Raw genomic sequence first — 18,615 nt, forward strand, 5'->3', positions numbered from 1 at the left:
TGCCCCTCTCGGCTCACTGGCCGCGGTACAGCTCACGCTTGTCGATGTAGCGCACCACACCGTCCGGCACCAGGTACCAGACGGGGTCGCCCTTGGCGACTCTCGCACGGCAGTCTGTGGACGAGATGGCGAGCGCGGGAACCTCGACCAGCGAGACACCGCCCTCCGGGAGTCCCGGGTCGGTCAGGGTGTGACCGGGCCGGGTGACCCCGATGAAGTGCGCGAGGGAGAACAGTTCTTCCGTGTAGCGCCAGGTGAGGATCTGGCCGAGCGCGTCCGCCCCGGTGATGAAGAAGAGATCGGCGTCGGGGTTGAGCGCGCGCAGGTCGCGCAGGGTGTCCGTCGTGTAGGTCGGACCGCCGCGGTCGATGTCGATCCGGCTGACCGAGAACTGGGGGTTCTCGGCGGTCGCGATGACCGTCATCAGATAGCGGTCCTCGGCCGGGGTGACCGCGCGGTCGGTCTTCTGCCACGGCTGCCCGGTCGGGACGAACACCACCTCGTCGAGGTGGAACTGCGCGGCGACCTCACTGGCGGCGACCAGGTGTCCGTGGTGGATCGGGTCGAAGGTGCCGCCCATGACGCCGAGCCGGCGCTTGCCCGGGTTGGAGGGGCCGTTGCGGGGGCCGGTCACGGGACTCTTCGCCGCACCGCCGGCCGCCGCGCCCGCGCCGCCCGAGGCGTCGCCGACGGCGCCGCTCTCCGTGTCACTCGCCGGACCGGTAGGCATGTCCTGCTCTCCCATGCGTGCAGACCCTACCGGCCCGGTCGACGGGCTCCGGCCGACAGGGGCCCCGAGCGGGCCCTCGGGGCTCAGCGGTCGCGGTTGAAGCGCGTGGTGATCCACAGCAGCAGAAGCAGGATGAACAGGGCCCCGCCGCCGGTCAGGTACGGGCTGAGGCTCTCGTGGTTGCCCCCGTTCTCGCCCTCGGCGACGACGGTGACCATCTGTGCGGCGGTGTGCTGGAAGCTCATCTCGGCAGGACCTATCCAGTGTGTGCGGGATAAAGATGTCGGCCCATCGTATGCGGGCGCCCACGGAGCGAACACGCCGACTCCGCCGTTGGGGACGGCGCTCCGGCCGTCGGACGCGAACCGGTCGTCAGTCGTCGCGCTTGTAGCCGCGCAGCAGGAACCAGGCCGTGAAGACCACGCCGATGACCATGACGACCAGCACGACGCGGAGCAGATTGCCCGGACCCTGCTTGTCTGCCGCCGCGGCGGCTTCCGTGAGCCACGTGGCTGCGGGGATGTGCTCCATGTCGTACGACTCCTTCTCTGTACTGCCCGTCAACGGTATCTCCGCCTAGGCTGGGCTCTGCCTTGGGGGCACAGAGGGCACTCAGACGCACATGGGGGAACACATGTCCGACGGCGACCACGAGCGGAACGGGCACGAGAACGTGCCGAGCAGGCAGCGCAGGCGCTTCGAGGGGATCTCGTCCCGGGCCTACGAGCACCCGGCGGACCGCTCGGCCCTGGTGGCCCTGCGCAAGCTCAGCGGTTTCGACACGGTCTTCAAGGCACTGAGCGGTCTGCTGCCCGAGCGCAGCCTGCGACTGCTCTTCCTGTCCGACTCGGTGCGCGTCTCGGACGCCCAGTTCGCGCACCTCAACGACATGCTGCGGGACGCCTGTTACATCCTGGACCTGGAGAAGGTCCCGCCGATGTACGTGAACCAGGACCCGCAGCCGAACGCGATGTGCATCGGTCTGGACGATCCGATCATCGTGGTGACGACCGGGCTGGTCGAGCTCCTCGACGAGGAGGAGATGCGGTCGGTCATCGGCCACGAGGTCGGCCACGCGCTGTCCGGTCACGCCGTGTACCGCACGATCCTGCTCTTCCTGACCAACCTCGCGGTCCGGGTCGCCTGGATCCCGCTGGGGAACCTCGCGATCATGGCGATCGTGACCGCGCTGCGCGAGTGGTTCCGCAAGTCGGAGCTGTCCGCGGACCGGGCCGGGCTGCTGGTCGGCCAGGACCTGCGGGCCTCGATGCGCGGCTTGATGAAGATCGCGGGCGGCAACCACCTGCACGAGATGAACGTGGACGCGTTCCTGGAGCAGGCCGAGGAGTACGAGTCGGCGGGCGACCTGCGCGACTCCGTGCTCAAGATCCTGAACGTGCTGCCCCGCACGCACCCCTTCACCGCGGTCCGCGCGGCCGAGCTGAAGAAGTGGGCGGAGTCCCGCGACCACCAGCGGATCATGGACGGCCACTACCCGCGGCGCGACGCGGACAAGGACACCTCGGTGTCGGACTCCTTCCGTCAGTCGGCGGCCAGCTACGCCAGCGACGTGAAGAACTCCAAGGACCCGCTGATGAAGCTCGTCAGCGACATCGCGGGCGGCGCGGGCGACCTCGGGGGCCGGGTGCGGCGCGGCTTCGGAGGCTTCGCGGGCGGCACGCCCAAGGACGGCACGGCCGACGGGGACGCCGGGGACACCGGGGACACCGGGGCCGGACAGGCGCCGCGTGAGGACCGCCCCGAGGGCGAGGACACCGACAACCGGGACTGACCGCCCACCGGGTCACGCCGACCGCTTCCGGACAGCCGGGCTCTCCACACGAGTGCCCGGCTGTCCGGCTGTCCGGCTGTCCGGCTGTCCGGCTGTCCGGCTGCCCGGCTGCCCGGCTGCCCGGCTGCCCGGCTGTCCGGCTGTCCGGCTGTCCGGCCAGGGTCCCGCTACAGCCTCGGCTGCGCGCTCCTGGCCAGCGAACCGCAGACGGCGGTGGCGCTGCCGGTGGCGTACGGGTCGGTGCCGGCCGGGCCGCCCGCCCTGGCCGTCTCCCCCGCGAGCAGCGGCCGCAGCCGGCTCACCGAGTCGTCGGAGCAGGACAGCGGGCCGGCCTGGACGTAGGACACCGTCAGCTCGGCCTGGTGCATCCGCAGGTCGTCCCGGTCGAAGCGGAAGGTCAGCTCGCGCCGGACGGTGAACAGGGAGGCCTGGGCCCGGGCGCTCGCGCCTGCCGGCTTCAGCGCGTAGACGAAGGTGTGGTCGGCGAGGACCTCGAGGGTGTTCGCGTCGGTCTCGGCCGCCTGGAGGGTGCCCTGGACCCGGATCCCCTTGTCGGCGAGCTGCGTCCGGGTCGCGTCGAAGCGGATCAGCCAGCCGGTCGGGGCGTGCCGGCCGTCGGCGGCCGGGTGCTCGAAGCTCTGGTCGAACTGGTCGAGCTGCCGCGGGTCGAGCAGGATCCGTACGGGCCGGGTGGCGCCCCCGGTCAGGACGCTCGGGTCGAGGGACGACTCGACGAGGTAGTCCTTGGCGGTGGTCAGGGCGGTGACGACCTGGCTGTCGGAGAAGTGAGCGGTGCGCCGGACGGCGGGCATGGTGATCCCGTCGGCTCCGGTACGGAACTGGGCCGCGGGGCTGCCGCCGTACAGCGCGTCGGTGCTGGCCGAGCCGGGGACGGCGGTCCCCGGGGCGAGCGGGACCACCGTCATGCGCAGGGGTTCGGCCGACCGGGTGGCGGGGGTCGTCGGGTACGGGTGGCGCACGCCCATGTAGATCGCGGTGCCGAAGGCCATGGCTATGAGCAGGACGAGGATCAGTGCCTGCCGGGACAGCCCGCGCTGCAGGGGCGGGCGGCGGCGTACGGCCGGGCTGTGGTCGGCCATGCGTTCCTGGGCGGAGAACTCCTGGAGGCGGGCAGCGCGGACGAACGACTCGTCGAAGACGACGGATCGGTACTCGTCCTCGCCACCGGCGGGAGCACCCTCGGGTGTCCCCTCAGGTGGGTCTCCAGGCCCGCCCATACCTTCAGAGTAGGTCTCCCGGGGCTCCGGTAAACGCTGTGGTGCGCGACAAGTTCTGACAGGTTCCCACCAGGCCGATCACGTTGTGTGACGGAGGTCGGCGCTTCGGCGGGCGGACCCGTGTCAGGGGGTCCGCGGCACCGCGGACACCGCCGGCCGGGGCGGGCCGACGGAGGTGGCGGGGCCCGGTCCCGTGACCTTCTCCCGGCTCTGTTCGAGGCCGGAGGAGGCGGGTGAGGGGACCTGGTCCCGGCTGCCGGAGGAAGCGCCTCGGTAGACGGCCGTGAAGGCGAGGGCGACCATGCCGATGCCCATGACGAGGGCGAGGAGCCAGGCCACCGGGCGGTGCCAGCGGGTCTGCTTGCCGTAGGACCGGCCGTACAGCCCGGGGAAGCCGTGGCGGCCCTCCAGGACCTCGGAGTCGTCCGGGTCGTCCAGGTCGGGATCGTGCGCGAAGTCGCCGTGGTCGTCGGGGCCGAAGCCGTCGTCGTAGCGCTCGTCGTCGCCTCGTGCGCCGCGGGTGCGCGCCCGGCGCGCCTCGGCCTCGGAGGCCTCGGCGCGGGCCTGGGCGGCCGCGAGCAGCCGCTCCACGGCGGTCGGTTCGTGGAACGCCGCCGCCCGTACGAAGTCCTCGTCGAAGACCACGGAGGCGAACTCTTCGTCCGCACCCCCGCGGTCGTGGTCGTCGTCGGGCTCCCAGCCGTCAGGGAACGGCGTGCCCCCCACGTCCTCCGGCACGGATCCAGAGTAGACCTGAGGGGTCAATTTGGGCAGACGGTACGGAAATTCGTCCGCCGGAGGGACAGCGCCTCAGTGGACCGCGGGCCGTGAACCGTCCGCCGCGCGCCCCGGCACACGGCGCCACGCCGCCCGCGCGCCCCCTTCGTTCGTCTCAGCGGCGGATGTGGCCGTCGCCCGTGACGATGTACTTGGTGCTCGTCAGCTCCGGCAGTCCCATCGGCCCGCGCGCGTGGAGCTTCTGCGTGGAGATGCCGATCTCGGCGCCGAAGCCGAACTGGCCGCCGTCGGTGAAGCGGGTCGAGGCGTTCACGGCGACCGTCGTGGAGTCGACGAGCTGGGTGAAGCGGCGGGCCGCCTGCTGCGAGGTGGTGACGATGGCCTCGGTGTGGCCGGAACTCCACAGCCGGATGTGCGACACGGCCTTGTCGAGCGAGTCGACGACGGCCGCCGCGATGTCGTAGGAGAGGTACTCGGTGTCCCAGTCCTCCGCCGTGGCCTCCACGACGGTGGCCTTGGAGTCCTCGGCGAAGGCGAGGACGCGCTCGTCGGCGTGCACGGTGACCCCGGCGTCCGCGAGGGCGTCCAGGGCGCGCGGCAGGAAGTCGGCGGCGATGTCCTGGTGGACCAGGAGGGTCTCGGCGGCGTTGCAGACGCTGGGCCGCTGGGCCTTGGAGTTGATCAGGATGTCGACGGCCATGTCGAGGTCGGCCTGGGCGTCCACGTAGACGTGGCAGTTCCCGGTGCCGGTCTCGATGACCGGGACGGTGGACTCCTGGACGACCGTACGGATCAGGGAGGCGCCGCCGCGCGGGATGAGGACGTCGACCAGCCCGCGGGCGCGCATCAGCTCGCGGACCGACTCGCGGCCCTCTCCGGGGACGAGCTGGATCGCGTCGGCGGGCAGTCCGGCGCCGCCCACGGCGTCGCGCAGGACCCGTACGAGGGCCGTGTTCGACTCGTAGGCGGAGGACGAGCCGCGCAGCAGGACCGCGTTGCCGGACTTCAGGCACAGGGCGGCCGCGTCGACGGTCACGTTCGGGCGGGCCTCGTAGATGATGCCGACCACGCCGAGGGGGACGCGGACCTGGCGCAGGTCGATGCCGTTCGGGAGGGTCGAGCCGCGGACGACCTCGCCCACCGGGTCGGGCAGCGCCACGACGTCGCGGACGTCGGAGGCGATCGCGCGCACCCGCTCGGGGGTCAGCGTGAGCCGGTCGATGATGCTCTCGCTGGTCCCGGCCTCGCGGGCCTTGGCGATGTCCTTGGCGTTGGCGGCGACGATCTCGCTCGTACGGACTTCCAGCGCGTCCGCGATCGCGAGCAGCGCGTCGTCCTTCTCGGCCCGCGGCAGAGGCGCCAGGTCGGCGGCGGCGGACTTCGCGCGATAGGCGGCCTGGGCCACCGGGGACATGGAGTCGTACGGCGAGAGCGTGGTCATGGAGGAAGGGTAGTGCGCCCGGTGGGCCGGTCCGGCGGTCGTCCCACTCGGCGAGACGGCCTCAAAAGGGATGAACCCCGACAGGGGTCGCGGGCAGCGGTCCGTATCCCTCGGCGATCCGCTGGTGGTAGGTCTCGCGGTCGATGACCTCCAGGCCGACGATCTCCCAGGGCGGGAGTTTGGCGGTCTGGCGGTGCTCGCCCCACAGGCGCAGCGCGACGGCCGCCGCGTCGTGCAGGTCGCGGGCCTCCTCCCAGTAGCGGATCTCCGCGTGGTCGCCCGCGTACCGGCTGGTCAGGAGGAAGGGGTGGTCGTGGGCGAGCTGTTCCAGACCGCGCCGCACCTCGCCCAGCGGGGCCTCGCCGCCCGACACGCTCAGCGTGACGTGCCAGAGCCGGGGCTGGTCGGCGGGCTGCTCGCCGCCGTAGGTGTCGCCGGCGGCGACGCTGGTCAGGGCCCGCTCCTCGCCCACCGCGCGGGAGGCGGGACCACCGCGGGACGCCGCCACCCCAGGGCGCACTCGTCTCACGAACGGCCTCCTTCACCCGATGGTCGTACCGAATCCCGGACTCTCCCTGCCACAAAGTTGAGCAGGTGAGAAGCCGCCGTGTGGCGGTTTTACGGAACGTCCACCGCTGGGGGCGGGGGATTCGGCCATTTACGGATGTAGTGGACAGGCGTTCCGGCGGGGGCCCCTGGGACACCGGTACGGGCGCCGGGCGGACGGGGCCGCCGCGGCATCCGCCGGCCGGGACGCGCGTCTCACGAGCGCCCGGTCCGGGCCTACGGGTTCAGCAGGACGAGGTCGTCGCGGTGCACGACCTCGCGCTCGTAGGCGGGGCCCAGCTCGCGCGCCAGCTCCCGGGTGGAGCGGCCGATGAGCTGGGGGATCTCCTTGGCGTCGAAGTTCACCAGTCCCCGGGCGACGGCCCGGCCCGTGCCGTCGCGCAGCTCGACCGGGTCGCCCGCGGTGAACTCGCCCTCGACGCCCGCGATGCCCGCGGGCAGCAGCGAGGTGCGCCGCTCGACGACCGCGCGGACGGCGCCGTCGTCCAGGACGAGCGCGCCCTGCGGCGTGGAGGCGTGCTGGAGCCACAGCAGCCGGTCGGCCGACCGCTTGCCGGTGGCGTGGAAGAAGGTGCCGGTGTCCCGGCCCGCGAAGGCGTCGGCCGCGTGGACGGCGCTGGTGAGCACCACCGGGATGCCGGCCGCGGCGGCGATCCTGGCGGCCTCGACCTTGGTGACCATGCCGCCGGTGCCGACGCCCGCCTTGCCGGCGCTGCCGATCTCGACGTGGGCGAGGTCCCCGGGCTCGCGCACCTGGGCGATCCGCGAGGTGCCGGGCTTGCCGGGGTCCCCGTCGTAGACGCCGTCCACGTCGGAGAGCAGGATCAGGAGGTCGGCGCGTACGAGGTGGGCGACGAGGGCGGCGAGGCGGTCGTTGTCGCCGAAGCGGATCTCGTCCGTGGCCACCGTGTCGTTCTCGTTGACGACCGGAAGGGCACCCATCGCGAGGAGCTTGTCCAGGGTGCGCGAGGCGTTGCGGTGGTGGGCGCGCCTGCTGGTGTCGTCGGAGGTGAGGAGCACCTGTCCGACGCGGATGCCGTAGCGGGCGAAGGACGCGGTGTAGCGGGCCATCAGAAGGCCCTGGCCGACACTGGCGGCCGCCTGCTGGCGGGCGAGGTCCTTGGGGCGGCGGCGCAGTCCGAGCGGCGCGAGGCCCGCGGCGATGGCGCCGGAGGAGACGAGGACGATCTCCTTCTCGCCTCCGTCCCGCGCCTTGGCGAGGACGTCCACCAGGGCGTCGACCCGGTCCGCGTCGAGGCCGCCGGAGGCGGTGGTGAGGGAGGAGGAGCCCACCTTGACGATGATCCTGTGAGCCTGCGCCACAGCGTCCCTGTCGGCGTGCGTCTCGGTCTGCCTTGCCGCTGCCACCTGCGGTGTGTCCCCTCGCGTCGGTCCCGGTGCCCCGCCCCGCAATCTACGCGAAGAGGGTGCCCTCCGGCCCGTCGGTCCAGCAGGCGGACGGCGCCGCGTAGTTGCGTGATCACCAGCCGCGCATGCACGAAAGGTTGTACGGGTTCCTCATGGTAATTAAAGGCAACGCAAAGTTAAGTTGAACGCCGTGCCATCTACCGTTCCCCCCGTGAAGCGCATACTCCTGAGATCGGGCAAGAGCCCCTACGACGTCGTCCCCGTGGAACAGGCTCTCCATCAGGACGTGTTCGCCACCAACTCGGGCAACCTCATCTTCAGCGACGCCACGCACAAGATCCTCGAGACCCCACGTACCGAGGTCGTGTCCAACGGCATCCGCACCGACGTGGCCGCCGCGGGCCGCATCAACGACGAGTTCGACGCGTTCGTCGTCCCGCTGGCCAACGCGTTCCGGCCCTCCTTCGAGTCACAGCTCAGACGACTGACGCGCCTCATCGGCAAGTTGAGGATCCCGGTGATCGTCCCGGGCATCGGCGCGCAGACCGGGCTGAGTTACAACCCGGCGCGGCTCAAGCCGATCGAGCCCGCCGTGCGGGAGTTCGTCTCCGCGGTGCTGGAGCGCAGCGCGTCCATCGGGGTGCGCGGCGAGTTCACCGAGAAGTACCTGCGGGACATGGGCTTCAAGGACGTCGAGGTCATCGGCTGTCCGTCCCTGTTCATGTACGGCGAGCGGCTCGACGTGCGCAAGCGCGCCGACGCGCTCGGGCCCGAGTCCCGGATCGCGGTCAACGGTTCGCACAGCGCGATGCGCACACAGGGCCTCGACCCGATCGTCCGCAAGGCCCACGCCCGGTATCCGCATCTGCGGTTCATCGGCCAGAACCTCAGCGACGCGCGGCAGTTGCACTGGCGCGACCTGTCGGACCCGAACGGCGCCGTGACCGCGATGCCCACGCATCCGGACCACCCGATGTTCCGCGAGGACAAGGTCCGCGTCTACGTCGACCCCGTCACCTGGATCGACGATCTGCGTGACTTCGACTTCTCGTTCGGCTCCCGCATCCACGGGAACATCGCCGCGCTGCTCGCCGGCACGCCCGCGACGGTGCTGTGCGGCGACTCCCGCACGCTGGAGCTGTGCCGCTACTTCGAGATCCCGCACCGGCCGATCGGCAAGCAGGCCGCGGGCCTCGATCCGGCCGAGCTGTACGCGGAGGCCGACTTCGGCCCGTTCACGCGCGGGCACCGGGAACGCTTCGAGCGTTTCACCGGGTTCCTCACCCGCAACGGCCTGGAGAACACCTTCACGCACGGCGACGGCGGCGCGGCCCACGAGGAGCGCATCCGCTCCCTGGCCTTCCCGCCCGGCATCCGGCCCTGGAACGACGCCGACATCGCCTCGCTCACCACGCGCTTCGGCTTCCTCCAGAGCCGGATCACCGAACTGTCCACGGAGAACGTCCAGTTGAAGCGCGAGCTGGGCCGCAAGCCCAGGGTGGTGAAGCTCACCCAGGGGCCGGTGGGGACGTCCGGACGCTCGGTCTACCGGCTGGCGCGGCGTGCGGTGGGCCGACCCCTGCGCAAGGCGCTTCAGGCGGGCCGCCAGTAAGGCGGCCGAGCCGTCACCGGCAGCCTGGCCCGGACGGTCGGCGCGGGACGGGCACTCCCTGGGGGCGGTTTCCCACGCCCCCGGAAGCCGCCTCCTGACGGCTCCCGGCGCGGTTCCCGACCGCTCCTGGCGGCGGTTTCCTGACGGACGCCGCCAGGAGCCCCCCGGGGCGCTTGTCAGCGCCGGGGGCCGAGGATCCGCCGGGCCAGTCGGCGCAGGCGCCGGAGGGGCACGGGACGGGGCTTGAAGCCCTCGATGGTGACCGTCTCGCGGGTGGTCGGGACGTAGTAGCTGTCCGGGAGGCCCGCGGCGGCGTCACGGAAGTGCGGGTAGGCGAGGTAGACCTTGCGGCCGCGCGACTCCAGCACTATCCCCGGGGCCTTCTTCGACTTGACGAACTCCACCACGTCCAGGAGGAGATCACCCCGGCCGCGGGCCACCAGGTGCAGCCGCAGCCGCTCGTGGACCTTGAGGCGGCGGGCGACGCCCTCGTGCCAGTAGGCGTCCATCAGCGGCTTGGCCAGTTCGAGCTTGTGGCCGCGCACCTTCTCGCTCTGCTTCAGTAATCCCGGGCCGAACTGCGGGAGCAGGGTGATCAGGAACGGCCGGACCATCAGATCGTCGCGGCGCGGCCCGGCCGGCACGTGCTCCGCGATGAGGTTCATCAGGGCGCGGGCGGAGTCGAAGCGCAGGCTGTAACCGCCGCTCTTGGTCACGTGCTTGCCGTCGTCGCGGCCGACCAGGTGGTAGCAGTCGTAGTCGGCGATCACGGAGATGCCGTCGGCGCGGAGGTATGCCTCCATCGTGAACAGCGCGTCCTCGCCGGTCTTCAGGGACTCGTCGAAGACCATCCCGTGCCGCGTGAGCAGGTCGCGGCGGAAGAGCTTCTGCGCGCTGAGGGTGAACTTGACGTTCGAGGAGAAGACGTCGGTACGGGGCAGGGTCTTGCCCCACATCGACTTCGGGGCCGATCTGTTGACCCCGACGATCTTGCCCAGCACGACGTCCGTGCCCTGGGCGTCGGCCATGGAGACCATGCGTTCCAGGGCCTCGGGGCCGAAGTAGTCGTCGGCGTCGAGGAAGAAGACGTAGCGTCCCCGCGCCTTGCCGAGACCGACGTTGCGCGGGCCGCTGGGGCCGCCCGAGTTGGCCTGCCGGATCACGGTCACGGACAGGGCCGAACGCTCGGCGAACCGTTCCAGGTACTCCCCCGTGCCGTCCGTGGATCCGTCGTCGACGGCCACGATCTCGATGCGCTCCGGGCCGAGCGTCTGCTCCTCCACGGATTCCAGGCATTTGACCAGGTACGGCATTGCTTCGTACGCCCCGATGACGATGGTCACGTCGGGTTGCGTCACGTTTCCCCCTTGTTTCAGGAAATGCCGCAAGCACATTTCCCTCTTATCACCTCAATCGCTACCTAGAAGACGACTGGAAGTACGGTCCGGTTGCCCGGAACGACTCATTTAGTGACCCAGGTCACAGGAAACGGCGGGTGGCTGGACCATGAAGGCTGGCGGAACGACGTAAGAGGAGCGATGAAAGGCGTAAGAAACGGGCATGGCCCCGGGGAGAAACTCCCCGGGGCCATGCCCGTCGCGTGTGTCGCGGACCGGATCAGCCGGTGACAGCGGCTCCGTCCGTCTCGTCGGCCACCCGCTGGGCGGGGACCACGTCGGCGAGGTCGACGTCCACGACATCGGCCGCCGTCACGCTCTGCTGGCCGAGGTTGCGCCGCTCGGCCTCGAGCGCCAGCGCCCGCACCGCGGCGTTGAACTGGTCGATGGAGGCCGGCTCGTCCGGGCCCAGCAGGTAGCGCTTGAGCTCCTTGCGGTCCTCGGCCTGCGCGTCCGCGGCCGGGTCGGCCACGGCCGCGAGCAGCTCGTCCAGTCCGGCCGCCGAGTTGGTCAGGATCACGGCGGCCCGTACCGCGGTGTTCTGGCGCTTGAACTCCTCGACGCCGAGCTCCGCGGAGTCGGTGACGGCGTACGGCTTGCCGCTCGCGATGAAGTCGGAGACGACACTGGAGATGTCCGAGACCATCGCGTCGGAGACGTTGAAGCAGTCGTACAGGCGCGGCTCGGCGCCCGTGATGACGCGGTGCTCGGCGGAGCCGAAGGAACGCCAGTAGGCGTCGTTCCACTCGGCCCGCAGCCGGGCGATCTCGGCGTGCCGGGCCGCGTCGACCATGCCGTCGCGGGTGGCCTCGGCCTCGTCGCCCTTCTCGCCGCCGGTGCCGGACAGCTCGGCGATGCGGGCCTCGATGCGGGTCAGGTCGGCCTTGGCCTGCGCCTGGGCGGCCGCGTCGACGGCGAAGCGGGCGTCGCCCGCGCGCTCCGCGCCGGCCTTCTCGACCAGGGCGGTGATCCGCTTGTGCGCGGCGCCGGCCTCGGCGCTGACGGTGCCCGTGAAGGGGTGCGGCTTGTACAGGACGCGGACCGGCGGGTCGGCCGTGACCAGCTTCCTCACGATGTTCTCACCGGCGAGCACGATCGAGGTGTTGCCGGGGTTGCCGTCCCAGCCTTCCCAGGTCGGCGCGTACAGGACCGTCGGGACACGGCCCTCGGGGACGCCCTGCCAGGTCTGGATCGGGGCGAGCTGCGGTCGGCCGACCTCGACGATGTCGTCGTCGCGGACGCCGACGTCGGCTATGGCGTAACGGTCGCGGCCCGCGCGGCCCGCGGTCCACACCTCGTCGTAGGCCTTGCTGAACGGGTTGACGCTGGCGAGCTTGTCGCTGTCGCCGTGGCCGATGAAGACGTGCTGGATGGTGGGCACGCGCAGCATGTGGATGTTCTTGCCGACGTTCGCCGCGTAGAGCGCGACGCGCACGGTCGACAGGTCCATGTTCATCAGGTGCACCCCTCCGGGCACGCAGATGACCGGCACCGTGGTGGGCGCCATGCGCTCCAGGATCGCCCGCTCGCGGAGGATGATCAGCGGCCGGCTGTCGAGCTGCTCCATCGTCTCCAGCCACATGTTGACCTGGTACGCGGAGTCCTTGGAACCCGAGAAGTAGAGCACCGTCTCCGGGCGGTAGTCGGCCAGCCAGCCGTCGACGGCCGCCAGGACCTTGTCGGCGTTCGGCGGGATCCTGCGACCGCGCACGAACGGGACCAGCGCCGCCACGTAACCGAAGGCCAGCAGCACGCTCACGGCTACGCCCGCGAAGCCGTACACGTTGTCGTCGGTCGCCCCGGTGACCAGGAGGCCGGCGACGGCCACGAGGTCGAGGTGGAGCATCTTCTCCGTGGACCGGTGCAGCAGTCCGCGCGGCGGCGCGTCCGGGATGCGCACGCGCGCGCTCAGGTCGACGTTGCGCGTGGCGACGGGCATCTTGCGGCGCAGCCGTATCAGCGTGATCAGCGCGCCGTGCGGTGCCTGGAAGCCGTAGAAGGCCAGGAAGCACGCGATGGCCGCGTAGAACACCATGCTGTTCGACAGGTCGAGCCGCGCCAGGAGCAGGACGAGCAGCAACTGCCGGATCAGGAACCGGATGGACAGACCGGCTCGCACCTTGCTGAGGCGGTTGACCAGATAGCTGCCGCGCCGGTGCAGATAGTGGTCCGCCAGATACGTCACGGCGGCCGCGGCCGCGAAGGCGCCGACGCTCGGCAGGAGCGCGGCGAGCATCAGAGCGGGGAAGCCCAGCATCATGAGGGCCGCCGCCGCCAGCTCGGCCGCGCTGCCCACCCGGGCAACGCGAATAGCGGTGGAAATCACGGAGAAACCTGCTCTTGAGGGGTGAGTGCCGGTTTTGATACCAAAATTACTTTTGATACCGAAAAGGAACCAAAAAGCGAAAAGAGAACTCTACGGACTCAGGCCCTTGTGAATGCGCGGCAAACACGCGGACACAAAGGCCTGAATTCCGAAAGACTATTCGTTTTTGATTATGCCACGCCGTCCTGGCGGTCCAGGACCGCGGCCAGGGCCGCCTCGAAGCCGGAGGCGCGGCCCGCGCCCGCCGTCGGGTCCTGCTGGCGCACGTCGATGACGTGACCGGTGAGTTCGGAGAGCAGGACGTCCAGCGAGGTGTGCGCGACGGCCTCGGAGGAGAGCAGCGAACCCGCGGGCTCCTGGCCGAAGGCCTTCGTGCGCATGGGGGTCGCGGTGCGCTCGGGGTTGATGCAGTTGACGCGGATCCCGTCGCCGGCCCACTCGTCGGACAGCGCCTGGGTGAGGTTCACCATCGCAGCCTTGGTCGAGGAGTACAGGCTGTACTCGGCGCGGCCGCGGGTGTAGCTGCTGGAGGTGTAGAGCAGGAGCTGGCCCTTGCTCTCGGCCAGGTACTTGTACGAGGAGCGGGCTATCTGCACCGGCGCGAGGTAGTTGACCTTCAGCGCTTCCTCGATGGTCGCGTTGTCCGTCTCGGCCAGCTTGCCGATGCGCAGCACGCCCGCGGTGTTGATGACGTAGTCGATGCGCCCGGTCTCCGCGTAGGCCGTGGAGAGCGCGTCGTCGACCTCCTCGGGGTTCTCGACGTGCGTGCCGGTGGTGGAGCGGCCGAGCGCGTACGTCTTGGCGCCGTAGCCCGCGGCCAGCTCGGCTATGTCCTTGCCGATGCCGTACGAGCCGCCGAAGACGACGAGGGTCTTGCCGGTGAGCAGCTCACGGTAGGCGGCCTCGTCGGCCTGCTCCGGCGCGGTGGTCGAGGCGAGCTGGAAGAGCTTGTCGGCGATGAAGACGTCGACGGGCTGGGTGACCTTCATGTTGTACTCGTCGCCCGCGACGACGTGGATCGGCACGTCCGGCAGGTACTTGAGCACGACCGAGCAGTCGTCCGTGGCCTGGAAGTTGGGGTCACCGGCCGCGACCTGGTAGGCGCGGCGGATCGTGGACAGCTTGAACGCCTGGGGCGTCTGGCCGCGGCGCAGCCGCGAGCGGTCCGGGATCTCGGTGATGAACTCGCCGTCCTCGCCGTGGGTGCGGGTCACGATGATCGTGTCCGCGGACGGGATGGCGACGTCGACGGCCTGGTAGCGCTCCAGGGCCGTGACGCAGTCGTCTATGACGCGCTCGGACAGCAGCGGGCGCACGGCGTCGTGGAACAGGACGTTGGCGTCCTCGCCCTCGGCCAGACCCTCGCCGAGTGCGGCGATGGCACGCTCGGTCGTCTCGTTCCGCGTCGAACCGCCCTCGATGACGCGGGTCACCTTGGTGAAGCCCGCCTTCGCGACGATCTTCTCGACGTCCGGCACATAGCCCGGGGCCATGAGCACGATGATGTCGTCGATCGAGTCGGCCTGTTCGAAGGTGGTCAGCGTGTGCTCGATGACCGCCTTGCCGGCGATCTTCAGCAGTTGCTTCGGAATCGACAGACCCACGCGCTGACCGGTCCCGCCGGCCAGGATCACTGCGGTCGTACGGGGCTTGGCAATGTGCTCAGACACAGGTGACCTACCTTGGGGCGACAGGGAACCCGGGAATGGTCCCACCTACGGTTACTGCCATGCAAGGTGAGCGCCGTCTACTGCATATGTGCGCGCAACCGGCCATTCACCTTGCACACAGGCTACTTCGGGGACACCTGGTCGAATTGTCCGGATTTGCTGTGAGTAACTCCACACGTCCCACGCGGGATCCTCACGCTCTTCTCAGGCGCCTGAGCGCCCGGTGCCCCCGTACTCGGACGGCTTCCCCGAAAGCGTGCGCCGAACCGGGCGCGAACCGGGCGGATCCCGGCGGCGCGCTCCCGTATGACGGAGGACGCCCTGGGACTCCGGTGAGTCCCAGGGCGTCCTCCGTCGTTCGGGCCGCGCGCCCGGTCCGTCACACGAGCCGTACGCCCGGCTTCCCCGCGTCGACCCGCAGCCGGGCCAGGGTGCCGGAGGCCGCTTCGGGCTTCAGCACGGTCTCCGCGACGCGCACCTGGGCGTCGATGCCGTCCCGCCGGATGTCGAAGAGGTGGTAGCCGCGGTGGGCGTCGACGAGCTTCCAGTGCGGGTTGTCCGCCATGCGCGGGTCCCACTCCTTGTGGAAGGCGGCCTGGTCCTGGTCGCCGCCGCTGGCGATGGACGTACCGACGAACTCGGCGCCCACGACCGCGGATCCGGGGTCGGCGAAGTCCGCCTTGAGGTCGCTGATCATCGTGAGGTGGCGGTCGCCGGTGAGGACGACGGGGTTGCGGATGTCCGCGAACTCCCCCATGAGGGCGTTGCGTTCGGCCTGGTAGCCGTCCCAGGCGTCGTAGTACCAGAGCTTGCCCTCGCCGACCTGGAGGTCGGTCTCGGCCATCATGATCTGCGAGGCGACGAGGTTCCAGCGGGCGGTCGAGTGACGCATCCCGCGCAGCAGCCACTCCTTCTGCGTGGCTCCGAGCATGGTGAGCGCGGGATCCTTCGCGCCTTCCTGGCTCGTGGCCTGGTCGCTGCGGAACTGCCGGGTGTCGAGGACGTTCAGCCGGGCGAGGCGGCCGAAGTCGAGCCGCCGGTACATCCGGATGTGCGGCCCGTCCGGAATCGCGGTGGCCCGGACCGGCATGTGCTCGTAGTACGCCTGGTAGGCGGCGGTCAGCCGGGCCACGAACGCGTCGTGCGTCTGCTTGTCCGGGTCCTGCGGGATCTCGCCGGCGAAGTCGTTGTCGACCTCGTGGTCGTCGAAGGTGACCACCCAGGGGGCGTTCGCGTGCATCGCCGCGAGGTGCGGGTCGCTGCGGTACTGGGCGTACCGGTTGCGGTACTGGACGAGGGTGTACGGCTCCCCGGTGCCCTCGTGGCGGCGTACGGCCGTCGCCGACGGCGAGGACTCGTAGATGTAGTCGCCGACGAACAGGACGACGTCGGGGTCCTGGTCGAGCATGTCGGCGTACGGGGTGAAGTAGCCGTTCTGCCAGTTCTGGCAGGAGGCGAGGGCGACGCGCAGCGAGCCGCTCGCGCGGGAGGGGGGCGGCGCGGTGCGGGTGCGGCCCGTCGGGGAGACCTGGCCGTCCGTACGGAAGCGGTACCAGTACGCGCGGTCCGGGCGCAGCCCGCGCACGTCGGCGTGCACGCTGTGGCCGTACTCGGGACGCGCGTACGCGGTGCCGCGGCGCACCGGCTTGCCGAAGCGGGCGTCCTCGGCGACCTCCCACTCGACCGGCACCACGCGGTCGGGCATGCCGCCGCCGTTCAGCGGGTCGGGGGCGAGCCGGGTCCACAGCACGACCCCGTCGGGCAACGGGTCGCCGGAGGCCACGCCAAGGCTGAACACGCCGTCGGGCAGGGGGGTTTCGGCCGCTCGGGCGGTGCCGGGCAGCCAGAGCTGGGCGGAGGCGGCGGCGCCCAGTACGGCGGCGGAGGCGGTGAGAAAGTGGCGACGATCGCGTGAGACTGCTCCGGGCATCGGCGAACTCCCTTGCGTCGGTTGCCTCTTGGACACCGGGAAGCCCACACGGCACAGCGGCCCACCTCTTGAACAGAGCGCATCGTATGCGTGACGAACACACGAGCAACGAACGACCCGCCGCGACAGGGGATTTCGGTGGCCGCCGGGTGCCTCCGGTTGCCTCCGGGGCATCCGGGGCACCCGGCGGGCGGAGTCAGTCGCCGAGGGACCGGCCGAAGCCGGAGCCGGTCGCGGCCAGGCCCAGGGTGGCCCCGCCGAAGGAGGCCGAACCGCTCGCCGTGACGCCGCCGGAGCCGGCGGAGAAGGTCCACACGGCGCCGTTGCCCGCGTTCTCGTCCGGGTCGCCGACGATCAGGCCGTCCTTCTTGTCGCCGTCGCCGTCGACCAGGGCGGTCTCGGCGCCGAAGCGGTCCAGCCGCTCGGCCGTGCCGGGCACACCGGAGGTGCTCTGGGTGAACGACCTGGCGCCGGTGCCCGTCAGCCCCGAGGCGCCGCCCCTGAGCACGAGCACGCCGCCGGCGTCGGTGACGCTGCCGACGTCCTCGCCGGGCAGCCCGGTCGCCACGTCGAGGTAGCCGTCGCCGTCGGTGTCTCCGACGGACAGGCCGGTGCCCATGCCGTCGCCGTTCTCGTCGGTTCCGGGCACACCCGGGGTGTCCTGGCTGATCCACACGGGCTTGCGGGTGGCCGAGGCTCCTCCGGGGCCGCCGTAGACGACGCCCACCGCGCCGCCCTTGGCGGGCGATCCGGCGCCGTCCGACGCTGAGCGGCCGACGATCACCTCGCCGTAGCCGTCCCGGTTCACGTCACCGATCGCGATGTCCTCGCCCGCGACGGCACGGCCCCGGGCGTCCCGCAGGAGGCCCTTGTCGGTGAAGCCGTCCTTGCCGCCGACGAGGAGTCTCGTGGTGCGCGCGCCCGCGTCCCCGGTGGTCACCGCGAGGTCGGCCACCCCGTCCCCGGTCACGTCACCGGCCGCCATCACCGGCTTGTACAGGGACGTCCGCGGGTCGACGGTGAAGTGGTCCTTGCCCGCGTTGCCGCCGCCGCGGTTGAACGGGCCGTGCCACACCGTCCCGTCCTCCTCCGGCTGGACGTCCGGGTCGTCGGAGAGCCACTGCTCGGCACCCGCCGTCACCAGATCCGGGTGCTTGTCGCCGTCCACGTCACCGACGGTGAACTCTCCCCGCCACTCGTAGTACGGGCTCCATGCGATCCGGGTGGGAGTCGCCGACAGTCCTTTGGGGCCACCCCAGTTGACGACCACGGCGTAACCGCTGTCGACGTCCATCACCGACACCGCGACGGACGAGAGCAGATCCGCGTATCCGTCGCCGTCGAGGTCGGCACTCCGCAGACCTGTGCCGTAGCCGGACTCGGGGGTGTCGCCGCCGCCGTGTCCGGGCGCGGTCAGCACCTGCTTGCGCGCGGTGGACAGTCCGCCGGAGGCGCCGTACAGGACGCTGACGGCCCCGGCGCCCTGCAGACCGCTCTCCTTGGTGCCCGGCGCCCCGATCGCCAGGTCGGCGTAGCCGTCGCCGTTGAAGTCGTCGTGCAGCCGCTTGGCGCTCGGCGTGGTGGAGCCGGCCGTCGGCACGGGCACGGCGTTGACGGCGGGCACGGCCAGCGCGCCCGCGGCCAGGGCGACACCGGCGCCGATGAGGAAGGGCCGACGGCGAACGAGGAAGGAACGGCGACGCGGCATGTGGTTCCTGACCTGGGGGGACCTGGGGCGGCGTCCGCATCCGGGGCGGAACGCACTACGGGCGTGGAGAGGAAGATCCTCTCCACGCCCGTTACGAC

At 71.0% G+C, this 18,615-nt stretch carries 15 protein-coding genes; 2 read left to right on the forward strand and 13 right to left on the reverse strand.

What is annotated here, in order from left to right; translation table 11 throughout:
- Nucleotides 1-13: 13 nt before the first annotated feature.
- The 3 genes from nadD to ACFRIC_RS10515 all read right to left on the reverse strand — a co-directional run bounded on the left by nadD (nt 14) and on the right by ACFRIC_RS10515 (nt 1,294).
- Nucleotides 14-580: a nicotinate-nucleotide adenylyltransferase gene (nadD, locus tag ACFRIC_RS10505; protein ID WP_382782773.1), complete on the reverse strand. Its 567-nt coding sequence runs from the start codon at nt 578-580 to the stop codon at nt 14-16.
- A 233-nt stretch (nt 581-813) separates the two neighbouring features.
- A complete protein-coding gene (locus ACFRIC_RS10510) occupies nt 814-975 on the reverse strand; it encodes a hypothetical protein (RefSeq protein WP_355774590.1) in 162 nt (53 codons plus the stop codon).
- Nucleotides 976-1,102: 127 nt separating this feature from the next.
- Nucleotides 1,103-1,294 carry a hypothetical protein gene (locus ACFRIC_RS10515; protein WP_382782791.1) on the reverse strand — a complete coding sequence of 64 codons (192 nt, stop codon included), beginning with the start codon at nt 1,292-1,294 and terminating at the stop codon, nt 1,103-1,105.
- A gap of 70 nt (nt 1,295-1,364) precedes the next feature.
- Between ACFRIC_RS10515 and ACFRIC_RS10520 the strand changes: the two genes are divergently transcribed.
- Nucleotides 1,365-2,522, forward strand: a complete 1,158-nt coding sequence (locus ACFRIC_RS10520; protein WP_382782448.1) for a M48 family metallopeptidase — start codon at nt 1,365-1,367, stop codon at nt 2,520-2,522.
- A 167-nt stretch (nt 2,523-2,689) separates the two neighbouring features.
- Here ACFRIC_RS10520 and ACFRIC_RS10525 read toward each other — a convergent pair whose 3' ends face one another.
- The 5 genes from ACFRIC_RS10525 to proB form a co-directional block, all read right to left on the reverse strand.
- Entirely contained in the window at nt 2,690-3,760 is a 1,071-nt protein-coding gene (locus tag ACFRIC_RS10525; protein WP_382782451.1) for a hypothetical protein, read from the reverse strand.
- Nucleotides 3,761-3,883: 123 nt separating this feature from the next.
- Nucleotides 3,884-4,498: a hypothetical protein gene (locus tag ACFRIC_RS10530; protein ID WP_382782453.1), complete on the reverse strand. Its 615-nt coding sequence runs from the start codon at nt 4,496-4,498 to the stop codon at nt 3,884-3,886.
- A 154-nt stretch (nt 4,499-4,652) separates the two neighbouring features.
- A complete protein-coding gene (locus tag ACFRIC_RS10535) occupies nt 4,653-5,939 on the reverse strand; it encodes a glutamate-5-semialdehyde dehydrogenase (protein ID WP_382782456.1) in 1,287 nt (428 codons plus the stop codon).
- 61 nt (nt 5,940-6,000) lie between these two features.
- Nucleotides 6,001-6,459 carry a hypothetical protein gene (locus ACFRIC_RS10540; RefSeq protein WP_382782776.1) on the reverse strand — a complete coding sequence of 153 codons (459 nt, stop codon included), beginning with the start codon at nt 6,457-6,459 and terminating at the stop codon, nt 6,001-6,003.
- A 263-nt stretch (nt 6,460-6,722) separates the two neighbouring features.
- On the reverse strand, nt 6,723-7,829 hold the full coding sequence (gene proB, locus ACFRIC_RS10545; protein ID WP_382782459.1) for a glutamate 5-kinase: 1,107 nt from the start codon (nt 7,827-7,829) through the stop codon (nt 6,723-6,725).
- 256 nt (nt 7,830-8,085) lie between these two features.
- Here proB and ACFRIC_RS10550 point away from each other — a divergent pair, with 256 nt between their 5' ends.
- A complete protein-coding gene (locus ACFRIC_RS10550; protein WP_382782462.1) occupies nt 8,086-9,486 on the forward strand; it encodes a polysaccharide pyruvyl transferase family protein in 1,401 nt (466 codons plus the stop codon).
- A gap of 176 nt (nt 9,487-9,662) precedes the next feature.
- On the opposite strand, the gene ACFRIC_RS10555 is transcribed toward ACFRIC_RS10550, so the two are convergent.
- The 5 genes from ACFRIC_RS10555 to ACFRIC_RS10575 form a co-directional block, all read right to left on the reverse strand.
- Complete coding sequence (locus ACFRIC_RS10555; RefSeq protein ID WP_382782465.1) at nt 9,663-10,880, reverse strand: glycosyltransferase family 2 protein; 1,218 nt, start codon at nt 10,878-10,880, stop codon at nt 9,663-9,665.
- Nucleotides 10,881-11,103: 223 nt separating this feature from the next.
- Nucleotides 11,104-13,209: a hypothetical protein gene (locus tag ACFRIC_RS10560; RefSeq protein ID WP_382782468.1), complete on the reverse strand. Its 2,106-nt coding sequence runs from the start codon at nt 13,207-13,209 to the stop codon at nt 11,104-11,106.
- Between the two features lie 170 nt (nt 13,210-13,379).
- Entirely contained in the window at nt 13,380-14,879 is a 1,500-nt protein-coding gene (locus tag ACFRIC_RS10565) for a D-ribitol-5-phosphate cytidylyltransferase (protein WP_382782470.1), read from the reverse strand.
- Nucleotides 14,880-15,258: 379 nt separating this feature from the next.
- The gene (locus ACFRIC_RS10570; protein WP_382782473.1) at nt 15,259-16,809 is read right to left on the reverse strand and encodes an alkaline phosphatase D family protein; all 1,551 of its coding nucleotides are present in this window, start codon (nt 16,807-16,809) and stop codon (nt 15,259-15,261) included.
- A gap of 196 nt (nt 16,810-17,005) precedes the next feature.
- Nucleotides 17,006-18,517 (reverse strand): integrin alpha, encoded by a 1,512-nt coding sequence (locus tag ACFRIC_RS10575; protein ID WP_382782476.1) that lies wholly within the window; start codon nt 18,515-18,517, stop codon nt 17,006-17,008.
- Between the last annotated feature and the right edge of the window lie 98 nt (nt 18,518-18,615).

The sequence above is a fragment of the Streptomyces sp. NPDC056738 genome (assembly GCF_042790435.1).
Classification (GTDB): Bacteria; Actinomycetota; Actinomycetes; order Streptomycetales; family Streptomycetaceae; genus Streptomyces.